The sequence below is a fragment of the Nitratidesulfovibrio sp. genome, assembly GCF_040373385.1.
Taxonomy (GTDB): Bacteria; Desulfobacterota; Desulfovibrionia; order Desulfovibrionales; family Desulfovibrionaceae; genus Cupidesulfovibrio.
Window position 1 is genome coordinate 213,480 of the sequence record NZ_JBDXXH010000001.1, and the last position, 22,329, is coordinate 235,808.

Below are 22,329 nucleotides of genomic sequence, written 5' to 3' on the forward strand. Positions count from 1 at the left end.
GCCCATGCTGGCCGCCATGCAAGAGGCGCAGGACGCCCCGGAACAGCTTTCCGGCGTGCTCGACCGCGTCATCTTCCACAACGAGGAAAACGGCTACACCGTGCTCCGCCTGCGCCCGCTGCCCAAGGGTGACATGATCAGCGTGGTGGGGCATATGGTTTCGCCGCAGCCGGGTGCCTCGCTGAAGCTGGTGGGCCGCTGGGTGAACAACCCCCGCTTCGGGCGGCAGTTTTCCATGGAAAATTACGAGAACCTGCTGCCCGCCTCGGTGGAGGGCATCCGCCATTATCTCGGGTCCGGCCTCATCAAGGGCGTGGGCGAATCCATGGCCGCGCGCATCGTGGATGCCTTCGGCGAGGACACCTTCCGCGTGCTGGACGAAGAGCCGGACCGGCTGCTGCGGGTCAGCGGCGTGGGCGGCAAGACGCTGGAGCGCATCAAGGCGGGCTGGTCCGACCATCAGGGCATCCGCGACCTGATCATGTTCCTGCAACCCCACGGGGTCAGCACCGCCTACGCGGTGCGCATCTACCGCCACTACGGGCAGCAGGCCCTGGCCGTGGTGCGCGAGAACCCCTACCGCCTGGCCATGGACATTCACGGCATAGGCTTTCATACCGCCGACACCGTGGCGGAAAAGCTGGGCTTCTCGCGCGACAGCGAACTGCGGGCAGAGGCGGGCACCCTGTACACCCTGCAACGCCTGAACGACGACGGCCACGTCTACGTGCCGCACGACGAGTTGATCGCCCACACCTCGGACCAGCTGGACATCCGCGCCGACCTCGTGGAGGACGCCCTGCGCACCCTTGAAATCGAGGAGCGCATCGTCATCGAGGAAATGGACGGCGAACTCGGCGTGTTCCTTTCCCGCTACCATCATTACGAAACCAAGATCGCCTACTATCTGCAACGGGTGCTGCGTTCGCCGAAAGCCGTGCACTTCGAGGACCCGGAGGCCGTCATCACCGAGGTGCTGGCCAAGCTGTCCATCACCCTTGCGCCGGAACAGCTGGAGGCCGTGCGCACCGCCACCCGTTCCAAGGTCATGGTGCTTACCGGCGGCCCCGGCACCGGCAAGACCACCATCATCAACGCCATCATCAAGGTCTTTGCCGAAACGCGCGCCAAGATCCTGCTGGCCGCGCCCACGGGCCGCGCCGCCAAGCGCATGTCCGAGACCAGCGGGCGCGAATCCAAGACCATCCACCGCCTGCTGGAGTACAGCCCCAAGGAAGACGGCTTCGCCCGCAACGAGGACAACCCCCTTGCCTGCGGCCTGCTGGTGGTGGACGAGGCGTCCATGATGGACACCATGCTCATGTACCACCTGCTGAAGGCCGTGCCGCTGGGCGCCACGCTGCTCTTCGTGGGCGACGTGCACCAGCTGCCCTCCGTGGGGCCGGGCAACGTGCTGCGCGACGTCATCGCCTCCGGCGTGGTGCCGGTGGTGGAACTGGTGGAGGTGTTCCGTCAGGCCGCCGAAAGCGAGATCATCTGCAACGCCCACCGCATCAACCATGGCGAGGTGCCCCCGCTGGACTCCTCGCGTGACCGGCTGTCCGACTTCTACTTCATCCGGCAGGACGACCCCGAGAAGGCCGTGGAGATGATTGTGGAGCTGGTGCGCGACCACATCCCGCGCCGCTTCGGCCTGCATCCCGTCAATGACATCCAGGTGTTGACCCCCATGCACAAGGGCGCGGTGGGCGCGGGCAACCTGAACATGCGCCTGCAACAGGCCCTGAACGGCCAGACCCTGTGCGTGCAGCGCGGCGAGCGTCAGTACCGCCTGGACGACAAGGTGATGCAGATCCGCAACAACTACGACAAGGACGTCTTCAATGGCGACATCGGGCGCATCTGCCTGGTGGACCCCAAGGAGCGCCAGCTTACCGTGCGCTTTGACGAGCGCAACGTGCCCTATGCCTGGGAAGAACTGGACGAGATCGTGCCCGCCTACGCCATCTCCGTGCACAAGTCGCAGGGGTCGGAATACCCCGCCGTGGTCATCCCCGTGCTGACCCAGCACTACATGCTGCTGCAACGCAACCTCATCTACACCGGGGTCACGCGTGGCAAACGCCTTGTGGTGCTGGTAGGCGAGCCGCGCGCCCTGGCCATGGCCGTCAAGAACAACCGCATGCACAAACGCCACACCCGGCTGGCCCGGCGGTTGGCATTGGGGCTGGGCGTGGGTTAGCACGTTGATGGAATGACGAAGATTTTTGAATGGGAAAAAAACGTATCGGGGGAAGGCAGAGGCCGTGCAGAAGCGGCAGGTTCACGCGGGGCAAGGCGCGAGAGGGAAAGAAATACCCCGGCCAGCAGTTTGCCCGGAACAGGGAGAAAGAAGATGTTTCAGGAAATCGTTGCCGTCGTGCGTTTCCGCCGCCAATCGTCCGGTGGGGCGCGTTCCTTTGTCGCCGCGTTGGCCGTGTTGCTGCTGGCCGCGTTGTTTCTGTCCGGTTGCGCCGGGCGCGGGCCGCGCGAGGTGGCGCCGCCGCGCTTCACCGAACTGGAACGCCATCCGCAGGACCTTTCCGTGTATGCCGCCCGCGCGGGCGGCGACCACCCGTTGTTGGACGCCGCCACCCAGGCCGCGCAGGACCAACGCTGGAACACCCGTTTCTTTTCCCCGTGGGCGCAGACCCGTACCGGCGTGACCCTTGCGGAAGTGACCCGCACCGCCCCCTACCTGACCAAGGACGGGCGCACGCGCGGTCACGCCGAAAACCTGCTGCCGTGGGATGCCAGCCGCTTCGCCGCGCTGGTGGCCAACTGCGACGCCCCCTCCTTCCCGGCGCTGGCAGAGCGCGGCATCATCGTGCGCAATACCGCCCTGCGCGAACTGCCCACCCTGCGCCCCTCGTTCGCCAATCCCGACAAGGCCGGGCAGGGCTATCCCTTCGACGATTTCCAGCGGTCCGCCGTGTGGACCGGCACCCCGGTGTTCGTCTCGCACGTGTCGCTGGATCGGGCGTGGCTGTACTGCGAAACCGGCTTCGCCTCCGGCTGGGTGCCCGCCGAACACGTGGCCCTTGCCGACGCCACTTTCCGCGCCCTGTACCAGAATGGCCGCTACGCCGCCGTGCTGCGCGACGACGTGGCCCTGACCAGCCCCAATCAGACGTTCATCGCCACCGCGCACATCGGCGCGGTGTTCCCCGTGGCCGTGGAATCGCCGGGCGGGCTTACCGTGCTGACGCCCCTGCGCGATGCCGATGGCCGTGCCGTGCTGGGCCAGTCCGTCCTGCCCGCAGGCTACGCCGCCATGAAGCCGCTGGCCATCTCTGCCGCGCGCATGGCCGAAATCGGCAACCGCATGATGGGCCAGCCCTACGGCTGGGGCGGCATGTACGAAGACCGCGACTGCTCGGCCACCCTGCGCGACCTGTTCGCCCCCTTCGGCATCTGGCTGCCGCGCAACTCCGCGTCGCAGGCCAGGGCCGGGCGGTTCGTGGATTTCGGCACCACCTCGTCCGACGGCAAGGAAGCCATCATCCGCGCGCAGGGCGTGCCCTTCCTGACCCTGTTGTGGCTCAAGGGGCACATTACCCTGTACCTTGGCGAATACGACGGCCACCCGGTGATGTTCCACAACATCTGGGGCTTGCGCGTGTTCAACAACGTCGGGGAGAATGGCGAGCGCGGGCAGGAGGGCCGGTTCATCCTGGGCCGCGCCGTGGTCACCTCGCTGCGGCCCGGCACCGAACTGCCCAACCTGACCACCCCGGACGGGCTGGTGGCCCGCATGCTGGGCATGTCCATTCTGCCCGGCGGGGCTGGCCTTCCCGGCGGCGGAGGGCAGTAACGTGCGCATGGGGGGAATGGGCGTTGTGTGCGCCCTGTGCGGGGTGCGCCCATGAGCGGTCACGCCTTTTTCGCGCTGACGCTGGGCTGCAAGATCAATCAGTACGAGACCGAGGCCGTGCGCGAGGCATGGCTGGCGCGCGGCTGGCGCGAGGCTGCCGACCCCGCCGATGCAAGCGTGCTGCTGATCAATTCGTGCGCGGTCACCGCGCGCGCCGTGGCCGACGTGCGGCAGGCCGTGGCCCGCATGCACCGGGCCGCGCCGCAGGGGCGCATCGTGGTCACCGGCTGCGCGGCGCAGGTGCTGCGCGAGGACATTGCCGCGCTGCCCGGCGTGGCCGACGTGGTGGGCCAGCAGGCCAAGGTTTCATTGTTGCATTATGACCCGGAGCGGGGCGCGGCGGGGGCGCATGCGGTCAGCGGGGGGGGCAGCAGCGACGGGGGCGAGGGCAGCGACGATCTTTTCGCTACCGATACCGCGTTTCCGGCCTTCCGCATCGACGGCTTCACCCGGTCGCGCCCGGTGCTCAAGGTGCAGGACGGCTGTTCGCACCGCTGCACCTATTGCATCGTACCGCTGGCGCGCGGCGCGGCCCGCAGCCGCGACCCGCGCGAGGCGCTGGCAGAGGCGCGCCGCCTGCTGGATGCGGGGTTCCGCGAACTCATTGTGTCCGGCGTGAACCTGCGCCAGTACGGGCGCGACCTGCCCGGCGGCGGGCCGGACTTCTGGGATCTGCTGGCCTTTCTGGAGCGCGAGCTTGCCCCGCAGTGGGCGGGCCGGGCGCGGCTGCGCATCAGCTCGCTGGAGCCGGGCCAGCTTGGCGAACGCGCGCTGGACGTGCTGGCCGAAAGCCGTCTGGTGGCCCCGCAACTGCACCTTTCGTTGCAGAGCGGCAGCCCCGGCGTGTTGCGCCGCATGGGGCGGGGACATTACCGACCCGAGCCGCTGCTGGATTTCGTGCGCGATCTGGCCGAGGTGTGGCCGCTGTTCGGCCTTGGCGCGGACATCCTGACCGGCTTTCCCGGCGAGACGGACGCGGAGTTTGGCGAGACGCTGGATTTCGTGGGGGCGTTGCCGCTGACCTATGCGCACGTGTTCCCGTATTCGCGCAGGCCGGGCACCCCGGCGGCGGTGATGGAGGGGCAATTGCCGCAAGAGGTGAAGAAGCGCCGGGCGGCAGAGTTGCGCGGCGCGGTGGCGGCGAAGAAGGCGGCGTTCCTGCACCGCCTGCTGGGCGAGCCGCAACTGCTGGTGGCCCCGGAGGGTTCGCGCGGCGTGAAGGGCGTGTGCGAGTACTATGCCGAGTGCCGGTTTACCGGCGGGCGGCGGCCCGCTGCACAGGCGGCGCAGGGCGGAGAGCATGCAGGCTCTGGTGACCTTGTGGCTGTGCGTCCGCTGGCTGTCGAGCGTGACGGCCTGTTGGTGGAGGCAATGTAGCGGTCAGGCTTGCTTGCGCTTTTGAAAGAATGCGGCTGCCCATCGTGCGTGTGCATGGTGGGCAGCCATTGTTTTTGAAAGGTATGCTGGGTGATGCATCAGGTAGATGCGTGTGGAATTGCGTGCGTGAGATTTCCGGACAATTTTTTGCCAAGGCACCCCGTCCACAATGGAAAAGTTGAAAGGGGAGGGGGGCGGGGAGGGGAAAAATTTCAATTTTTCCCCTCCCCGCATTTTCTTCACATTCTCTTTTCTGGTTCAGCCTTCCCCTACTGCCCCCGCAACTGCTGCAAGGCGTCGTAGGCGGCGCGGGCGTTGTAGCTGCTGCGCACGAGGGGGGCGGAGAACACGTGGGGGATGCCGAGGGCGTGGCCGTGGGCGGCGTAGCCGTCGAAGACATCGGGGTGCACGTAGCGTTCGACGGGCGGGTGGTTGCGGCTGGGGCGCATGTACTGGCCGATGGTGGCGATATGGCAGCCCGTGGCGGCAAGGTCGGCCAGGGTGGCGCGCACCTCGTCGTCGGTCTCGCCCAGGCCCACCATCAGCCCGCTTTTGGCGATGGCCCCGGCGGCGCGCACGCGGGCCAGCAGTTCCAGGCTCTGGGCATAGTCGGCCTGCGGGCGGATGCGCGGGTAGTGCACGGGCGGGGTTTCCACGTTGTGGTTGATGATGTCGGGCGCGGCCTCCAGCACGGTATCCAGCGCGGCCCGGCTGCCGCGAAAGTCGGGGATCAGCACTTCGATGGTGGCGGGCTGGCCGTTCTGGGCAGCGGGCAGGGCGGCGCGCAGGGCGCGCACCGTGGCCGCGAAATGGGCAGAGCCGCCATCGGGCAGGTCGTCGCGGGTGACGGAGGTGACCACCACGTGCGAAAGCCCCAGGCGCGCGGCGCCTTCGGCCACGCGGCGGGGTTCGTCCGGGTCTGGCGGCGCGGCCTGGCCGGGGGTGATGTTGCAGAAGGCGCAGTTGCGCGTGCACACGTTGCCCAGGATGAGGAACGTGGCCGTGCCCGAAGAAAAGCACTCGAACATGTTCGGGCACTTGGCGCTCTGACACACGGTGTTCAGGCGCAGGTCGTCCACCAGCGAACGGGTGTCCCCGTAGGTGTGGCTACAGGGCAGCTTGACCCGCAGCCACGGCGGAATCCGCAAAGATGGCGCGGAATTGCCGGGCACAGACATCCTTTACCTCCTGCATGGATGGGGAATCGCCGCCCAGTTCGCGGTGCAGCGACGTGGCCTGCGCGTCGGGCAGGCCGCACAGGGTGATTATTTCGAAAAGGGACAGGTCGCGCCCCACGTTCAGGGCGAACCCGTGGTACGAGGTCCAGCGGCGCATGGCCATGCCGATGGAGCAGATCTTGCGGTTTTCTATCCATACGCCGGGGCGGCCTTCCCAGCGGGCGGCGGACAGCCCGAAGTGGCCCAGCGTGGAAATGACCACCTCTTCGAGGTCGTGGAACATCCGGCGCAGGCCGCCGGGCCGCTTGGCCACCCGGAACACCGGGTAGGCCACCAGCTGGCCGGGGAAATGGCAGGTGATGTTGCCCCCGCGCGAGGATTGCACAAGGTCTATGCCCTGCGTTGCCAGCCAGTCGCGCCCCACGTGCAGGTTTTCGCCCCCGCCGTTGCGGCCAAGGGTGATTACCGGGTGGTGCTCCAGCAGGTACAGGGTTTCTTCCGCCCCTGCCGCCACTTCCTCCAGCCGTGCCCGTTGCAGGGCGTCGGCCTCTGCGTAGCGGATGAGGCCAAGGTCGATGATGTTCATGCGCGTGCTGTTCCGGTTGCGAAGGGCCGGGGGCGAAATCGCCCCCGGCCTTGGAGTTGTTGCAGGGCCTGTGTCGGCGTTGCGGGAGCGGTGCTAGTCGTCGCGCCGGGGCTTGCGCCTCCGGGCGTGCGGCTGGCCCGCGTTGTCGGGCCGGTCGTCGGCAGGCTTGGGCCGCTGGTCGTCACGCCGGTCATCCCGACGCTGTTCCGGACGTTCGGGACGATCTGGCCGCCGGTCCGTGCGCTGGTCGGACTGCCCGCCGGGGCGGCGGTCATTGCGGGGGGCGTTGCGCTGGTCACCGCCGCGCTCCCCGCGTTCTCCGCGCGCGGTACGCTCGGGCTGGTTGCCGGGACGGGCCTGCTGCGGGCGCTGCTGCCCGTCATCACGCCGGGGCATGGGACGCCGCTCTTCGGACCGCCGCTCTTCCGGACGCCGTCCTTCCGGACGACGTTCCTCGGAACGGCGCGGGGCGCGGTCATCGCGACCGGGCTGGCCGCCGGGCCTGCCTTCACGGTCGAAGTGGCGGCGCGGCTTGCCCTTGCGGCCTTCGTCGGGCCGCTGCTGGCCCCCGAAATCGCGCGGTGCGCCGGGGCTGGTATCGGGCCTGGCATCGGACCTGGCATCGGGCCTGGTATCAGGACGGGCACCGGGGCGGGCATCGGCGGGGCGATCCTGCCGATTGTCCGGCCTGCGGTCACGCGGGGCCTCGGCGCGGGCGCCGGGGTGGCGTTGGGCACGGTGTTCGTGGCGTTCGCCGCCCCGCTCGTGCCGTTCCCCCCGATCCCCCCGATCTGTCCGGCCTGGCCGGTCTGGCCGGTCCAGTCGGTCCATCCGATTCGGGCGACGGTCCTGCCCGCGCTCCTGATTGCCTTCCTGCCGAGGGCCGCGCGGTTGCCGGTCATGATCGGCCCGGCCTTCCCGACGCCCTTCCTGCGGGCCGTCGGGCCGCTGGCGGCGGGCATTGCCGAAGGGGCGTTGCGTGCGCCCCTGCGTGCGCTGCTGGCCGTCTCGCTCGCCGTGGGGGCGACCCTGGCCCTGCTGTTCCTGACGTGCGGGAGTGACGTTGGGGCCACGCTGGTCTTGACCCGCGCCCTCCTGCTCGCCGTGCCGGGGGCGACGGTTGGCCCACTGGCCGCGCTGGTTGCCCTGCTGGCCGTCGGGATACCGTTCTCGCCGGTCGGCACGCGGCCCATCGGGATAGCGCTCTTTGCGGTCGGCAAACTGCCCGGCGGGTTGCCCGGCACCCCGCCCGGACTTGCGCATGCCAGCCCGATCGGTCTGGTGGCCGCCCGATTTCGCGCGGTTGCCGAAATCATCGGGCAGGACACCCTGGCGGCGCGAACCATATCCCGCGCCGCCGTCCCCCGCGAAGCCGCCGTCGAAACCGCCGTCGCGGGCGTGGCCGCGCCGCGCACCAAAGCGGGGCACACCGCGCCGCTGCGCGGGCCTGCCCCCGTGTGGTTGGTTGGCGAACATCTGGCTGTACGTTGCGCCGTGGTCCGGGCCATCGGCGCGGTTGCCGTTGGGTTCGGAGGGGGCGTGCCCGTCATGTGCATCGAGCCCGTCGAAATCGCCGCCTTCGGTCCCGGCGGCAACGGGCGCAGCCCCGTGCGGCGCGCCGTTCATCAGAAAGGCTGGCTGTGCGTCGTCCTCGTCATCCGGTACCTGCGATGCGCGCCCCGCGCCCGTGTCGCGCCCGGACGAGCGGCCCCGGCTGCCCATGCCGGCGGCAGCACCGCCCGTTTCGGCCTTGCCCCTGGGGCCCCTGCCCGGCGCGTCCGGTGTCTTGCCGTCGCGGCTGGGCGGCGTCCATTCCAGTTCCAGCGCGCCGGACTTGCGGTCGCGGCGTTCCACTTCCGGCCAGGTGATGTCGAGGGCCGTGCCGGAATGCACGTGCCGCGCATCGTGCAGCAGGGCCAGGCCCCGTTCGGAGCAGGCGTAGCGCACGGGTTCGCGGCGTCCGGGCAGCGGAAAGGCGTCGGAAATGATGCGGATGGTGTTGCGCGGCGCCACCACCTTGTCCGCTTCGCCCAGCAGGACAAAGGACAGGCTGGCGGTGCCCTTTTCCAGCTTGGCCCTGCGGCTCAGTTCTTCCAGCCAGGCGGGCGCGCCCTGGATGGGGAAGGTGAAGTGGCACCAGCCGCCCGCGCCGCCCTGCTCCAGCATGGGGCATTGGTCGTGATGGGGGCAGGGGGCCAGCGGGGCAAGCCCCACCTCCATGGCCGCGCGGCGGAACTGGGTGACGTAGCGCGCCCCCAGCCGTGTGCCCGGCTCGATGACCAGTATGCGGCCACCGTGGGCCAGGGCCGACCCGATCTTTTCGGCCAGGTCCTCCATGCGGAATTCCAGCGGCTCGTCGCGGCGGGGCTTCAACTCGTTCAGCACGTTGCCCGCCAGGATCAGCGCCGCGTCGCCGCGGGCCTCCTTCAGGGCCGACTCCATGGGGGCGCGCAGGGTGCGCAGCGCCCAGGGCGATTCCTCTCCCGCGATGACTTGCAGCAGTTCGCGGCCCACCTCCAGCGGGTGGGGGGCGATGTCCGCGCACAGGAAGGTCAACGGCAGGGTGCGCAGGTCTGGCCGGGCTAGCCACAAGGCCAGCGGCAGGGTCAGCGGGCCGCTGCCCAGGTCGAGGATCAGCGGGCGTTCCAGCAGGGCCTCGCGGTCCACCAGATCCAGCGAGGGCAGCAGACGGCCAAGGCGCACCAGGTTCCACGGCATGAAGTAGCGCAGGTAGGCGGAAAGCAGGCGCGGGGCCGCCCAATACGGATCGGAGAGCGAGCCGCGTTCGCTGGTGAGCACCAGCGACAGGTCGTGGATGGCCATGGGCAGGTCGCGGCGGTGCGCGGTGCGCAGCGGGGCCACGGTGTCCAGCGCCGTGGGCAGGGATTCCAGGCGCTGCCGGTATTCCGGGGACAGGGCGGCGAAAAGATGGTGCATGCGAAGTCCGTTGGTTGGGTGCCGGTGTGACCGGCGATGCATGGGCTGCCGCGCGCAAGGGCGCACGGTGGGCGGCATTCGCACATCCGGATGGGCCGGAGCGCGGGGCCGGTGTCGTGGCGCCCGGCATGGGGTGCGGGCGCTGGCGCGGGCGGTTTGCGGCAAAGCGCCGCCCGGATCGGAACGTCATGGTATCTGGGGGAGCGGGCGGGCGCGTGGCCGACCAGGCTTCCCGGTGTTCTGGTGCCGCACGTGGCCTCTGGGGCCGGGGCGGTTGGACGCGCCCCTGCGGTGCTGTCTGTCGGGTTCTTGCGGCATGTCGCCCGCACGAAAGCGTGCGTCCGGGGCCGGGTTGCGGAAGACTCCGCCTGTCGCGGATGGTTTCGCCTGTTGCGGAACACTCCGCATGGTCATGGCACGTGGTGCCGCCGGGTCGCCCGCGCCGACCGTCAGCGAAAGCGCATGTGGCGCAGGAACGCGGCGGAAAAATCGCTGGCCGTGGTCAGGTCCACCACGCGGCAGCCCGCGCGCCAGGCATTGATGCGGTGGCGCAGTTCCGGTCGGAGCAGCAGCAGTTCCGCCCCGCGCAGCGAGGCGTTGCCCACGGCCCGCGTGCGCCCGGCCACCCCTGCGGGCAGGAAACCCAGTGTTTCGAGGTCATCGGGGCGGGCGTGCTCGCCCAGCGCCCCGGCAAGATACACGGCGTCCAGCGCCGTTCCGGGCATGCCGGCTTCCGCCAGCAGCCGCTCGTAGGCCAGTGAGAAGGCGGCCTTCACCTTCAGCACCTCTTCTACGTCGCCCGCCGAAAGATGCAAGCCCCCTGGCAGGGGCAGGCGCCGTTCGCCGCGCACTTCGACAAGCAGGGCGGCAAGGCGACGCGCCAGCGGGGAATGCGGTTCCATCACGAAGCGACCGTCTTCGTCAAGCAGCCCGGCGCGCAACAGTACCCGGAGCAGCGAAAGATAGCCCGTACCGCACAGGTGGGTGGGCGTGGCGGGGGTGGTGTCATCTTCTGGCAGCACGGTGGCTGCCAGCCCTGCGGGGCCAAGGGTGAATGCGGCTATGGCCCCCGGCTGGGCCACCCCGCCGCAGGACAGGCCGATACCCTCCAACGCGGGGCCAAGGGCCACGCTGGTCACCAGCGCGCTGTCCGGCCCGGTGGCCAGCACGAATTCTCCGTTGGTGCCCAGGTCCGCCAGCAGAAAGGGAAAGCGGGGCGATGCGCCGGGTGCCGGGGCGGGGTCTGGAGCCGGAGCCAGAGCAGGGGCGGTGCCTGCGCGCGGCACGGCAGCCAACCCGCCGTACAGCAGCGCGGCCATGCCCGCCGCCACGTCGCCGCCCACGAAAGGCGCGGGCTGCGGAGGAATCCACACCTCGGGCACGACGGCGGGCCCAAGCGGATCCGGCAGGATTTCCACGGTGCCGCCCGCGTAGTCCAGGCGGTAGGGGGCGGCGGCAAGGCCGGATACGTCGCGCCCCAGCAGGATGGCGGTCATGGCGGAGTTGCCCGCCACGCACAGTCCGCGCAACGGGCCGGGCAGCCCGGCGGCGATGCGGGCCACGGCGGCCAGGGTCAGGCGGCGCAGGGCGGCAAGCCCTTCCGGCGACGAGGCCACGGCCAGGCGGGACATGACCTCGCTGCCAGCACCCATCTGGGGGTTCAGTTCCGCGCCGTGGGCCACGCGGCGGCCATCCGGGGTCAGGGCCGACCAGTGCAGGGTGGTTGTGCCGAGGTCCATGGCCAGCAGCAGGGGGGCGGCGGTTGCCGGAGACGGGTCGGATACGGAAGGCCGGGAGGTGCCGGACAGGGGCGTACGGGACAGGGGCGTACGGGAGAGGGACGCACGGGACAGGGGAGTACCGGACAGGGGCGCATCAGGCGGGGGACCATCCGTTATCCGCGAGCGGCGCGGGGCCGTTCCGGCGGGCAGGGTGAAGGCCATGCCGCAGCACGCGTCCGGGGGGCTGTCCGTGTTTTCATGCGGGACGGCCCCTTGGGCGGGGGGCGACGGCTGTGGGGATTGGGCCGGTTCGGAAGGGGCGTGGCGGCACAGCAGTCGCCAGCCGTCGGTCAGTTCGGCTTCGGAAAAATGGGCCTCGTCGGCGGGGTGGGGTGTGGGTGCGCCGCGCGTGAAGCGCGCCGCGCAGCGCCCGCAGCGGCCAAGGCCGGAACACAGCGCGGGCGGGTCCACCTGGCCGCTCATCCACACCAGCCGGGCCAGTGTGCTGGCCGGGCCTGCCCCGGAAGCCGCGCGCGCGGGCGTATCCACGTCCTGATCGCCGGGGATGGTGGCGGGCCGGGGCACGGGCAGGGGCAGACGCAGGATGCGCCCGTCCGGCAGGGTGACCTCGGCCACGGCATCCGGCGTGACGGGGCTGTCCGCTACGCCGGGCATGTCCGGTGTGTCCGGCAGGCCCGTTATGCCCGTTCCGGATGTCGCGCATGCTGCGGGGCGCTGCGGCTGTTTTGGCGGAAAATGGGGGGACATGCGGCTCCCTGGCAGGGCGTCCAAGAGGGTTTCTTGCCTGCAACTGCCCCAAGACGCAGCAGATGGCAAGTGCCGGGTCCGTGCGGCTCTGTCGGCAGCCATGGCGGCGGCGCGCATCCGGTGCAGACAGGGGCGCATCCGGTGCGCCCGGGGTGATCCGGAAGGCAGGGGACGCGGCGCAAGTTCGGTTGTCATTGCATATTCAATAATAGTCCTGTACAGTTATATTATTATTTCGAGGTGGCTAAAGGAGTTCGGGCATGGAAATCGTGCTTGGCGCGGTGGTCGGCTTTCTACTGCTGGTGGTGGTGCTGGTTTCGACCCAGCGCTCCAACGCCGCGCACGAGGAACGATTGCGCGAACTGCATGCCCGGCGCCGTGCGCTGGCCGTGGACCTGCGCAAGTTGCAGGAGAACATGCAGCAGCTCAAGGTTGTCGAGTACGAGTTGGGCCGCAGGCTGGCCGAGGCCGACAAGCGCGCCAGCCAGGCCACGGAAGTGCGCAGGCAGCGAGACGCGCGCCAGCAGGCCAGCCAGTTCGGCTCCATTTTCGATGTGCTGCTGCACGAACGGCTGCTGACCGTCGAGCAACTGGCCAAGGCCCGCAGCTACAAGGAACAGACCCGCTCGCAGTATCCGCTTTCCGAAATCGTGACCATGCTCGACTACGTCAAGGCCGACGTGGTGCAGCGCACGCGCCTTCGCTATCCCAAGCTGCCCGACGAATAGCGGCCCGCTTTGCCGGGCGGCGCCATGTGCCATGGCTGGCTGCGGCATATTTCGCCGGGGCGTCCTGCGTCCGTCAGGCGCTGCTTGGCGTTCATCTTGCATGAAAAACAGGCGGCGGCAGGATTCTCCCGGTTGCGGCGGCCCTTCCGGTGCGTTCCGGCGCCCTGCGCTGCCCGTTCAGCCCGGCAAGGCCGCCAAGTCCGGTCCGCCGGACAAGGCCGGAGCTTGACCCGGCCCGCCGTCACTGCCACTATCCGGTCATTCCGTATTCCACGCGCGAGGAGCCCGCACCCATGAACAAGATTCTGGCGCAGGACGAGGTCGATGCACTGCTCCGCGGCCTTTCCGGCGGCGAGATAGAGAGCGAGAGCGACATACCCGAGGACGACTCGGGCATCGTTCCGTTCGACCTCGCCAACCAGGATCGCATCATTCGTGGCCGCATGCCGGTTCTTGAAATCGTCAACGACCGGTTCGCGCGGCTGTGCACCAACGCGCTGTCCAACACCGTGCGCAAGCGGGTGGAGCTGAACCCCATCTCCATCGACATGACCAAGTTCGGCGATTTCATGCGCTCTTTGCCGGTGCCCACCAGCATCAACATTTTCAAGATGGAGCCGTTGCGCGGCAACGCCATCATCGTGGTGGATTCGCGCCTGGTCTTTGCCCTGGTGGAAAATTTCTTCGGCGGCGCGGGCAGCCAGCCCAAGATCGAGGGCCGCGAGTTCACGCGCATCGAGCAGGCCATCGTTGACCGGGTGATCAAGATCGCGCTCGACAACATGGAAGAATCGTGGCGCCCGGTGCACGACGTGAGCCTTGAACTGGTCCGCTCGGAGATCAACCCCCAGTTCGCGGCCATCGTGCCGCCCAGCGACGTGGTGGTGGTGATCACCTTCGAGGTGGAACTGGAAACGGCCATCGGCTCCATGGTCATCTGCCTGCCGTACGCCACCATCGAACCCATCCGGTCCAAGCTGCACGCCAGCTTCCAGACCGAACGCCTGGAAGTGGACCACGCCTGGGTTTCGCGCCTGAAGGAACGGTTGCTGGAAACCCCGGTGAACCTCAAGATCCATTTCGGCGAATCCAAGATCACCGGCAACCAGTTGCTGCGGTTGCAGGTGGGCGACGTGCTGCTGCTGGATACCGACACCGACGACCTGCTGGAGTGCACCGTGCAGGGGGTGACCAAGTTCTGGGGCATTTCCGGCACGGTAAAGGCCAACAAGGCCTTCCAGATCATCAAGGAAGAAGAGCCGCGCTACACCTGACGCGTGGCGGCAGCCCCACGCGAGATACGCAAGAAAACGACGGCGCGCCCGCAAGGGTGCGCCGTTTCGCGTCGTGGGGGCGGGGCTGTTTTCCGGCGCGGGGTTCCGCGTGGTGGTCGCAGGACGGCGGGTGTGTCAGCGGGCGGGATCGGAATGTGCCTGGGGGCTGGGGGCGGCAGGACGTGCGGGAAGCGGCCTCTAGTAGTGCACGCGGGTCAGGGTCAGCCCGTGCGCCGGGGCCGTGGCCGGGGCGGTCGTGCGGTCGCGGGCGGCCAGGATGGCAGGCACGGCGTCCGGATGCAGCTTGCCGCGCCCCACGGCCACCAGCAGGCCCATCATGTTGCGCACCATCTGCTTGAGAAAGCCGTCGGCCTCGAAGTCCCAGGCGATGACGCGCGGGCCCTCGGGCAGGCCGTTCGTTGCTTCGCCAGCGCCTGCCGTGGGTAACGATTGCGGCAATGGCTCTGACAGCGGGTGGGGCAGCGCAGGGGGGGCAGGCCAGGGCTCGCCCTCGTGGCGGCGGGCCACCCTGGTCACGGTGCGCACGGTGGTGACGATGTCGGTACCGGTATTCTGGAAGCTGGCGAAGTCGTGCGTGCCGTGCAGGAGCGCGGCGGCGGCGTCCATGGCTTCAAGGTCCAGCGGGCCCGTGGCCCATGCGAAAGGGGCCAGCCGGGGCGGCACCCAGCGCCGTTCGGTCCACAGCCGGTAGGTGTAGGTCTTGCCGCGCGCATCGAACCGGGCGTGAAAGTCGTCAGCCACGCGGACCACGGCGGACACGGCAATGTCGTCGGGCAGCCCGGCGTTGAAGGCGCGCAGCCAGTCCAGGTCCGCCCGGTGGTCGGGCACGTCCATGTGGGCCAGTTGGGCTTCCGCGTGCACGCCGGAATCGGTGCGGCCCGCGCCATGCAGGCGCACCGGCGCACCCACGATGCGTTCGGCGATGCGTTCCAGTTCGCCCTGCACGGTGCGCGGCCCAGGGCGGTCGGTGCGGGCCTGGATCTGCCACCCGGCCAGCCGGGTGCCCACATAGGACACGACAAGCGCGAGACGGGCCATGCGCTATTCTAGGGGCAGTTGCATGCGGGTGAGCGCCTCGGAAAGCTTGGCGGCCTTTTCCGCCTGCACGAAGGTCAGGATTTCGCCCGCCTGCCTGCCGCGCATGCCTGCCAGAATCCTGACGGCGATCTTCTCGTCCAGGGTTTCCAGCACGGCCGCCGCCTGCTTGGCCTTCATGTTGGTGTACACGTCCACCAGATGGCGCAGCTTTTCGTCCTTCATGCCCTGCGCGTCCTTGAGCATGGTCTTGATGCGCGCTTCCAGATCCTGCATCTGGGCAAGCTTGGCGTCCACCTGCTGTTCCAGGCTCTTCAGTTCCTGCTCGCGGCGGCTCAGGTCGTCCTGCTTGCGGTTCAACGCATCCAGCGCGGCCTGGTTGGCCTGGGCACCCGTCTGTGCTGCGGCGGCGGGGGGGGCAGTGCCCGCGCCCACGGACGACGAACCCGGCAGACCGGCGGCAGCGGGCAGGGCGGAAGACGGGGCGGCCGGGGCGGTGGGCGCGGCACCCGGCTGGGCGGGAGCGGGGGCGGACTGCGCCTCTGCGGCCCAGGCCGTGCCGTCGCGGTTCATGCGGCCACGCGCGTCGTTGACGCCTGCCACTGGGGCGGGGGCAGCGGCAGCGGTCAGGCCCACGGCGCGGGCGATATCGGCCGACAGGGGCTGGGACTCGCCAGCGAGCCCGGATTTTGCGGACTGCCCGGTGCGCGTGGCATCGTCCGCGTCGTTGCGGGCCGCGACCACGGCGGACGGAGCCGCAGCGGTGGCGAAGGGCCACGGCTGTTCCAGCGCAAACGCCACCAGCAGCGCCACCTTGATGGCGGCGGCGGTGAGCAGCCAGCGGCAGAGCCTAGAAAGACGGAGGCTCGAAGCGAAGCGTTGCGGTTTCGTCATAGGTACGCTGTTCGCGGAGGAGTTCGTCGTGCGCATGGCGGGCCGCCTGTTTGTCCTTCAGCTTTTCCAGCAGTTTGCGTTCCTGCGATTTTTTCACCAGTTCGCTGCGGGCCTGTTCCATCATCTGGGCCAGCATGCGCAGGCGCAGTTCGGCGTGGGTCAGGTCTTCGCGCAGGCCGCGCAGGAAGTTGCGTTGCAGCCAGAGTTCGTCACGCGAGAGGCGCGCGTCTTCGTACAGTTTCCGTTCCGCTTCGGCAATGGCCGCGCGTACCGCCTCCACCTGGCGCTGCTGCGCCTCGTGGGCGGTCTTGGCGCGGGCAAAGGCCAGTTTGGCCTGCTCCTCCAACTGTTCCCGGTAGTCGAGAACCTGTTGCAGGCGAAAGCGGAACGGGGGCATGCGTGGTCCTTTCGCGGTCGTGGCCAGGTGCGCCGGCGTCGGAATGTCGTCGTGCGGGGCCTGGTCCACCAGGGGTAGCAAATACCGGGCCGGGCGCACCGTGGTGATGCCACGGCGTGCGGCGTGCGCAAAGGGGGCGGCTGTTACGCGAGTATGGTGCCCAGCAGCGCGGACAGCTCGCCCAGAATGATGCAGGCCCCCAGAAAGTCGCCGTTCAGGCCGCCCTCTCGCCGGGCCAGCGCGGCCAGCCAGGCCACGGCGCAGGCGCAGGGCAGGGCGGCGGCCAGCACGGCGGGCGGCCCGGCAAGGGCCACGCCAGTGGCGGCGGCCACCCCGGCACAGAACAGTACCGTCATGTGCGTGGCCCCGGCGGAGGTCAGGCGGCCCAGGGTGGAGCGGGTACCGGGGGGCACGCAGGCCGCCAGCACCACGCAGGCGGCGCGACCCAGCACGGGGGCCCATACCAGCGCCCCGCCCCGGCCCATGGTGATGACCTCGTGGGCCAGCACCATCTGCCCCAGCACCCCGAAAACGATGCCCAGCACCCCGAAGGCCCCGATGCGGCTGTCCTTCAGGATGTCCCAGAACCGGTCGCCGGTGGCGGAACTGCCCCAGGCGTCCATGAGGTCGGCCCAGCCGTCCCAGTGCAGGCCGCGCGTGGCCCACAGCAGCAGGGCCGCGTAGCCCAGGGCCTGCACCCAGGGATGCCCGCCGAGCAGGCCCAGCAGGAACGGCCCGGCGCACACCAGCCCGGCCAGCAGCCCCACCAGCGGGTAATGGGCCACCCCGGCGGCCATCTCGGCATTGGTGGCGGCGCGGGCCGGGGCAAGCCGGGTCAGGAAGCCCGCGGACAGGGCAAAGGCACGCCACTGGGCGGCCAGCAGGTGGGCCAATTTCACCGGCAATCCTCCAGCAGCACTTCCGCGCCCGGTCGCAGCCAGTGACGTTCGGCGGCGGAGGTCTTGTCCGCGGCCAGTTCAAGGTAGCCCTGGCTGCCCGCGACCAGCCCGGTGCGCCCGGCGGGAATGTCGGCATAGCTGGCGGCGCGGGCGATGTCGATAAGGGTGCCGTCGGGCAGGTGCAGGCGGCAGGCGGCCAGCCAGTCCCATTCGCGCAGCGAGAGGTTCAGCACCACGTTGCCGAAGCGGTCCACGTGCAGCACGGCGGCGTGCACCCCGTCGGACTCGCGCCGGGGTACGGCCCACGAGGGGCGGGCGAGGTCGGTGGGCAGCACCGGATCGCCGAAGGCGGCAAGGGATTCGCCGCCCGCCAGGCGCGCGGCCAGCGGGGCCAGCACGTCGCGTCCGTGAAAGGTGGCGCTTTGCGGGTCGGGCAGGCGGGCCGGGTCCAGCTTGCGCAACACCGCGTCGGGGCGTGCTTCCGCCGCCAGGTGCAGCAGGCCGTTGTCCGGGGCCAGCATCACCTGTCCGCTGGTTTCCATGGAGACGAGGCCGCGCGGCGTGCCCACGCCGGGGTCCACCACGCAGATGAAGATGGACCCGGTGGGAAAGTGCGGATGGCTGGCCGCCAGGAAGAAGGCGGCGGTTTCCACCCGGTGGGGGGGCACCCCGTGCGAAATGTCGATGACCGGCACGGCGGGGGCCAGCCGGTGCAGCACGCCCTTCAGTTGCCCCACGTACGGGTCGTCCAGCCCGAAATCCGTCAGCAGGCCGAAGCAGCGGGCATGGGCGCGGGGCTTGCCGGACGTGGAGGCGGGTGCGGACGACGTGGACGCAGCGGCTGGTGGGCAGGCTGATGCGGACGGGCGATGGGGGGTGTCCATGGGCGCTCCGTGGTTGTGAGGGAGGCGGGACGGCTCGCGCGCGGTGGGGTGCCAGGCGGGACCGTCTGAACCCGCATGAATCTACCAGAACCGGACGGAACCGGACGGAACCGGACGGAGCCGGGGGCTGTTCAGGATGCTGCCCGGCGCGCCTCAGGGGCGGCATGGTTGTATCCTAGCGCGGGCGCGGAACGACCACAAGATGGGGGAGCGAGGATGCCGGGGGCCCTGCGGGCCTCGGCATTCGGTTCGTCACGCGCCGCAACGGCCTGGCCGTGAGCTGTCCGGGGCCACAATCATGGAACCCGCCAGACGGCGGCGACAGCTACACAACTACGGAACCCGCCTGGTGGCGGTGACAGCAGCACAACTACGGAACCCGCCAGACGGCGGGTTCCATGGCGCAGCGGTGAACGGCTGCGGAGCGTGAGCGGCGTGCCTGCGGATCAGCGGTTGGCGCGGTCGAAGGTGATGTTGAACGACAGCGCGTAGAGGTGGTGGAAAAAGTCCACGTACTCCACGAACACGTCGTCCGGCACCGTGATGCGCGCGGGCGCGAAGTTGAGAATGCCCTTGATGCCCGCGTCCACCAGGTGGTTGGCGGCGCGCTGGGCGCGTTCCGGCGGCGTGGTGATGATGCCGATCTCCACGTCCAGGTCGGCCACCTTTTCCTTCAGCCGCTTGGTGCACACCACCTCAAGGCCGGACACTTCCTCGCCGATCTTGAAGGGGTCGCAGTCGAAGGCACCCACGATGTGGAAGCCGCGCAGCTTGAATTCCTTGTGGTTCAGCAGCGCACGGCCAAGGTTGCCCACCCCGACAAGCACGGTGCGCCATTCGCGGTTAACCCCGAGAACGCTGGTGATGGATTCGATAAGGCTCTTGACGTAGTACCCAACGCCACGCACGCCGAACTCGCCGAAGTAGGCAAGGTCCTTGCGGATTTGCGAGGCGTTGACATTGCACGCCTTGGCCAGCGGTTCGGAGGATATGACGTCGGTCCCTTCGCGCAGCAGGTTTTCCAGCACCTGCACGTAGACGGCAAGGCGCTGGATGGTTGCGCGGGGAATGTGTTCGCTCTTGGGGGTTTGCATGGCTTGATTGGTCTCTCGTTTGGCGGATGTCGTACGGCGAGCCGCCATAATGCTGAAAAAGGAGGCCGTTTGCAACGGCCTCCTTCCGTACGTTCGAAGCGAGGCTCGCGAACTAGCCCACGAAGGGGTTGGCGACGAGCAGGATCAGGTTCACCACGAGGGCGTAGATGGCGAGGGATTCGATGAAGGCCAGGCCGAGGATCAGGGTAACCATGATCTTGCCGCCCGCTTCGGGGTTGCGCGCGGTGCCTTCGCAGGCAGCCTTGAGGCCCATGCCCTGGCCGAGGCCGCAACCGGCGGCGGCAATGGCCATGCCGATGGCGGCGGCGAGGCAGGTCAGGCCAAGCGCGCCGGCGTCCATCTTGCCATCAGCGGCGAAGGCAAGGGCGGCAAAGGACATCAGGGCCACGGTGTTCAGGGCGATCATCAGAAACTTGCGCATGACAAACTCCTCATTGCGTATGGTTGTTTTGGTCGGTTGACCATTCCCTTCGAGATTAATGGGCGTGTTCGAACGCGCCCTTCAGGTAGATCATCGTCAGCATGAAGAAGATGAAGGACTGAAGGACCTTGCCCAGCAGGAACAGGAAGTAGACCGGAATGGTGCCAACGATGGGAGCCATCAGGAAGAACAGCACCATGACGATTTCTTCACCGCGGATGTTCCCGAACAGACGCAGCGTCAGCGAAAGCGGGCGCGCGGTGTGCGAGATGAGTTCCAGCGGCAGCATCAGCGGCGTGAGCCACCACATTGGACCCATGAAATGCTTGATGTAGCCCGGCCCCCAGCGCTTGATGCCCTGGTAGTTGTAGTACAGGAACACGAAGACGGCCATGGCCGCGTTGGTGTTCACGTTGGCCGTGGGCGCATCGCAGCCGGGGATGAGCCCCAGCAGGTTCTGGAAGAGGATGAACAGGAAGATGCCGCCCAGCAGCGGGAACACCTTGCGTCCATCCTCACCGATGTTGGTGACCACGAAGTCTTCAAGACCCCCGATGACCACCTCGAAAACGTTCTGCATGCCACCGGGCACCAGTTTCAGCCCGCCACGGACCAGAAGGCCCAGGCTGAACAGGACGGCCATGGCACACCACGTGTAGAAGACATGCTTGAACTCGACGGTCGCTCCACCGATGGTGACTTGATCCACATGCAACAGCGTGGACCAGAGTACCGGATGCGGCAATCCACCAGCCATTCCCTTACGCCTCCTTCACTTTTTGTCCTGCGCCCCTGGCTATTCCCCACGCGGCGATACTGAGAACGCACGTGGACAGCCCCGCCAGCAGCGCGGCGACAGAGACCTTTAGCCAAACGATCAGGCCGAAGAGGACCAGACCGGTAAGCAGCAGCCGACCGTAGAATCTGAACATGAGCCCGGCCGCCATGGCGCGCGTGTACGGCATGAAAACAATGCCCTGCACGAACTTGGCCAAGGCGTAGAAATTGAAGGTCGATAGCGCGGCCCCCACGCCGAACCACAACCCCCAGTCCCAGAGAGGCGCGCACGCAACCCCGGCAAGCAAGGATGCCCCCGAAACCAGAATCTGGCAGCGCAGCAGAAGGCGGATTTCCGACGCGCGGAACCCCTTGTGCCACAGCCATTCATCAATCTTTCGGGCCAAATCTTTCAGCATCTTCCTTGTCCTGGGCCTTGAGGAGCCTCCGCGAGTCAAGCCAGACGTTCTTGAACCCGGCGACGATGCCGAGAATCAGGAACACCCCGGTGAGCCACGGCTTTGTTCCCAACCAACGATCAAGGTACCAGCCCATCCCAAGGCCGACCACCGTGGACGACACCATGTGCAGTCCGATGACACCGGCGGTGGAAATGGCGTCGAGGTATTTCTTGTCGTTGATTTTGAACCAATCTTTAGGGAACATACGCACCGTCCCGGAGCTGTCGCGCCCGTGTTGAAGCGAGCGGTTGCCTGGGGCACTTCGTGCAAACGTTCACAAGTCGGGTCGTGTCTACCACAGCCGCCGGTGGGCGTCAACGCGGCGGGGCGGAGTTCGTGAAAAAATTCCCCACCGAAGTGCCGGACATGTTTGCTGATTGCCTGAACAATTCAACTGCGTGCGGCGGCCCGTTCCGGGCTGGCGCCCATACCGGAGGTACCATGCGGCACAAGGACAGGGAAGTGACCGACGCGGCGGAGATATGGGCGGCAGTGGTCGCCAGCCCGTGGATGACCGTGGCGCTGTGCGACGGCGCGGAACCCTATGCGGTGCCGTTGTCGTTCGGGGTGGCGGACGGGGCCATCTATTTCCATTCCTCGCGCAGGGGCCACAAGGTGGAGCTTTTGCGGCGCGGCGGAACGGCCTGTTGCTCGTTCGTGCCCTATGCCGAGGTGGTCAGGCCGGAGGACGGCGCAGGCTGCAAGTATTCCATGCGCTTCATGAGCGTGCTGGCCTGGGGGCGGGCCGAAGAACTGCACGACCCCGCCGACGTGGCCGTGGCGGTGCGCGCCTTGCTGGCCGCCGTGCAGGCCCCGGATGCGCCGATCAACGAAGAGGCGGTGGGCCGCACGGCCTTTTTCCGGCTGGTGCCGGACAGGATGACCGCCTCGCGCCATGCCTAGCCCTGCACGGAACCAGGGCGCGGCACCGCAGGCCCCGTCAGGGGCCTGCGGCATGAAGAAGCGCGGAAACATTCATGAA

Annotated in this window: 20 protein-coding genes; 6 read left to right on the top strand and 14 right to left on the bottom strand. The window is 68.6% G+C overall.

The features are described 5' to 3' along the window. The first annotated feature begins 16 nt into the window (after window positions 1-16). From recD2 to ABWO17_RS00855, 3 genes are all read left to right on the top strand, one after another. Window positions 17-2,203 carry an SF1B family DNA helicase RecD2 gene (gene recD2, locus ABWO17_RS00845; protein ID WP_353115934.1) on the top strand — a complete coding sequence of 729 codons (2,187 nt, stop codon included), beginning with the start codon at window positions 17-19 and terminating at the stop codon, window positions 2,201-2,203. A gap of 153 nt (window positions 2,204-2,356) precedes the next feature. Continuing rightward, window positions 2,357-3,814, top strand: a complete 1,458-nt coding sequence (locus ABWO17_RS00850; RefSeq protein ID WP_353115108.1) for an NlpC/P60 family N-terminal domain-containing protein — start codon at window positions 2,357-2,359, stop codon at window positions 3,812-3,814. Between the two features lie 51 nt (window positions 3,815-3,865). Further along, a complete protein-coding gene (locus ABWO17_RS00855; RefSeq protein WP_353115110.1) occupies window positions 3,866-5,251 on the top strand; it encodes a MiaB/RimO family radical SAM methylthiotransferase in 1,386 nt (461 codons plus the stop codon). Window positions 5,252-5,520: 269 nt separating this feature from the next. Here ABWO17_RS00855 and lipA read toward each other — a convergent pair whose 3' ends face one another. The 4 genes from lipA to ABWO17_RS00875 form a co-directional block, all read right to left on the bottom strand. After that, window positions 5,521-6,429: a lipoyl synthase gene (lipA, locus tag ABWO17_RS00860; RefSeq protein ID WP_353115112.1), complete on the bottom strand. Its 909-nt coding sequence runs from the start codon at window positions 6,427-6,429 to the stop codon at window positions 5,521-5,523. Beyond that, entirely contained in the window at window positions 6,359-7,015 is a 657-nt protein-coding gene (gene lipB / locus ABWO17_RS00865) for a lipoyl(octanoyl) transferase LipB (RefSeq protein ID WP_353115114.1), read from the bottom strand. Before lipB ends, lipA begins: the two co-directional genes overlap by 71 nt. 93 nt (window positions 7,016-7,108) lie before the next feature. Next, entirely contained in the window at window positions 7,109-9,952 is a 2,844-nt protein-coding gene (locus ABWO17_RS00870) for a small ribosomal subunit Rsm22 family protein (RefSeq protein WP_353115116.1), read from the bottom strand. Window positions 9,953-10,401: 449 nt separating this feature from the next. After that, window positions 10,402-12,348, bottom strand: a complete 1,947-nt coding sequence (locus ABWO17_RS00875) for an ASKHA domain-containing protein (protein ID WP_353115118.1) — start codon at window positions 12,346-12,348, stop codon at window positions 10,402-10,404. A gap of 353 nt (window positions 12,349-12,701) precedes the next feature. Between ABWO17_RS00875 and ABWO17_RS00880 the strand changes: the two genes are divergently transcribed. Both ABWO17_RS00880 and fliM read left to right on the top strand, forming a co-directional pair. Beyond that, entirely contained in the window at window positions 12,702-13,169 is a 468-nt protein-coding gene (locus ABWO17_RS00880; protein WP_353115120.1) for a hypothetical protein, read from the top strand. Window positions 13,170-13,462: 293 nt separating this feature from the next. Then, on the top strand, window positions 13,463-14,443 hold the full coding sequence (gene fliM / locus ABWO17_RS00885) for a flagellar motor switch protein FliM (protein WP_353115122.1): 981 nt from the start codon (window positions 13,463-13,465) through the stop codon (window positions 14,441-14,443). Between the two features lie 198 nt (window positions 14,444-14,641). Here fliM and ABWO17_RS00890 read toward each other — a convergent pair whose 3' ends face one another. The 10 genes from ABWO17_RS00890 to ABWO17_RS00935 all read right to left on the bottom strand — a co-directional run bounded on the left by ABWO17_RS00890 (window position 14,642) and on the right by ABWO17_RS00935 (window position 21,552). Next, window positions 14,642-15,502: a tRNA pseudouridine synthase A gene (locus ABWO17_RS00890; RefSeq protein ID WP_353115124.1), complete on the bottom strand. Its 861-nt coding sequence runs from the start codon at window positions 15,500-15,502 to the stop codon at window positions 14,642-14,644. 3 nt (window positions 15,503-15,505) lie between these two features. Beyond that, window positions 15,506-16,393, bottom strand: a complete 888-nt coding sequence (locus ABWO17_RS00895; RefSeq protein ID WP_353115126.1) for a MotE family protein — start codon at window positions 16,391-16,393, stop codon at window positions 15,506-15,508. After that, entirely contained in the window at window positions 16,350-16,790 is a 441-nt protein-coding gene (fliJ, locus tag ABWO17_RS00900; RefSeq protein WP_353115128.1) for a flagellar export protein FliJ, read from the bottom strand. The genes ABWO17_RS00895 and fliJ overlap by 44 nt, the downstream gene beginning before the upstream one ends. A gap of 143 nt (window positions 16,791-16,933) precedes the next feature. Continuing rightward, window positions 16,934-17,695, bottom strand: coding sequence for an adenosylcobinamide-GDP ribazoletransferase (locus ABWO17_RS00905; RefSeq protein WP_502914848.1), 762 nt, complete (start codon window positions 17,693-17,695; stop codon window positions 16,934-16,936). Continuing rightward, on the bottom strand, window positions 17,686-18,573 hold the full coding sequence (locus ABWO17_RS00910) for an SAM hydrolase/SAM-dependent halogenase family protein (protein WP_353115132.1): 888 nt from the start codon (window positions 18,571-18,573) through the stop codon (window positions 17,686-17,688). The genes ABWO17_RS00905 and ABWO17_RS00910 overlap by 10 nt, the downstream gene beginning before the upstream one ends. A 446-nt stretch (window positions 18,574-19,019) precedes the next feature. Continuing rightward, window positions 19,020-19,715, bottom strand: a complete 696-nt coding sequence (locus ABWO17_RS00915) for a redox-sensing transcriptional repressor Rex (protein ID WP_083818067.1) — start codon at window positions 19,713-19,715, stop codon at window positions 19,020-19,022. Between the two features lie 64 nt (window positions 19,716-19,779). Further along, entirely contained in the window at window positions 19,780-20,109 is a 330-nt protein-coding gene (locus ABWO17_RS00920) for an ATP synthase F0 subunit C (protein WP_007523853.1), read from the bottom strand. A gap of 55 nt (window positions 20,110-20,164) precedes the next feature. After that, the gene (atpB, locus tag ABWO17_RS00925; RefSeq protein ID WP_353115135.1) at window positions 20,165-20,866 is read right to left on the bottom strand and encodes a F0F1 ATP synthase subunit A; all 702 of its coding nucleotides are present in this window, start codon (window positions 20,864-20,866) and stop codon (window positions 20,165-20,167) included. 4 nt (window positions 20,867-20,870) lie between these two features. Then, window positions 20,871-21,305: an ATP synthase subunit I gene (locus ABWO17_RS00930; RefSeq protein WP_353115137.1), complete on the bottom strand. Its 435-nt coding sequence runs from the start codon at window positions 21,303-21,305 to the stop codon at window positions 20,871-20,873. Next, window positions 21,277-21,552 (bottom strand): AtpZ/AtpI family protein, encoded by a 276-nt coding sequence (locus ABWO17_RS00935; protein ID WP_353115139.1) that lies wholly within the window; start codon window positions 21,550-21,552, stop codon window positions 21,277-21,279. The genes ABWO17_RS00930 and ABWO17_RS00935 overlap by 29 nt, the downstream gene beginning before the upstream one ends. Before the next feature lie 236 nt (window positions 21,553-21,788). On the opposite strand from ABWO17_RS00935, the gene ABWO17_RS00940 reads away from it, so the two are divergent. Next, the gene (locus ABWO17_RS00940; protein ID WP_353115141.1) at window positions 21,789-22,250 is read left to right on the top strand and encodes a pyridoxamine 5'-phosphate oxidase family protein; all 462 of its coding nucleotides are present in this window, start codon (window positions 21,789-21,791) and stop codon (window positions 22,248-22,250) included. The last annotated feature ends 79 nt before the right edge of the window (window positions 22,251-22,329 follow it).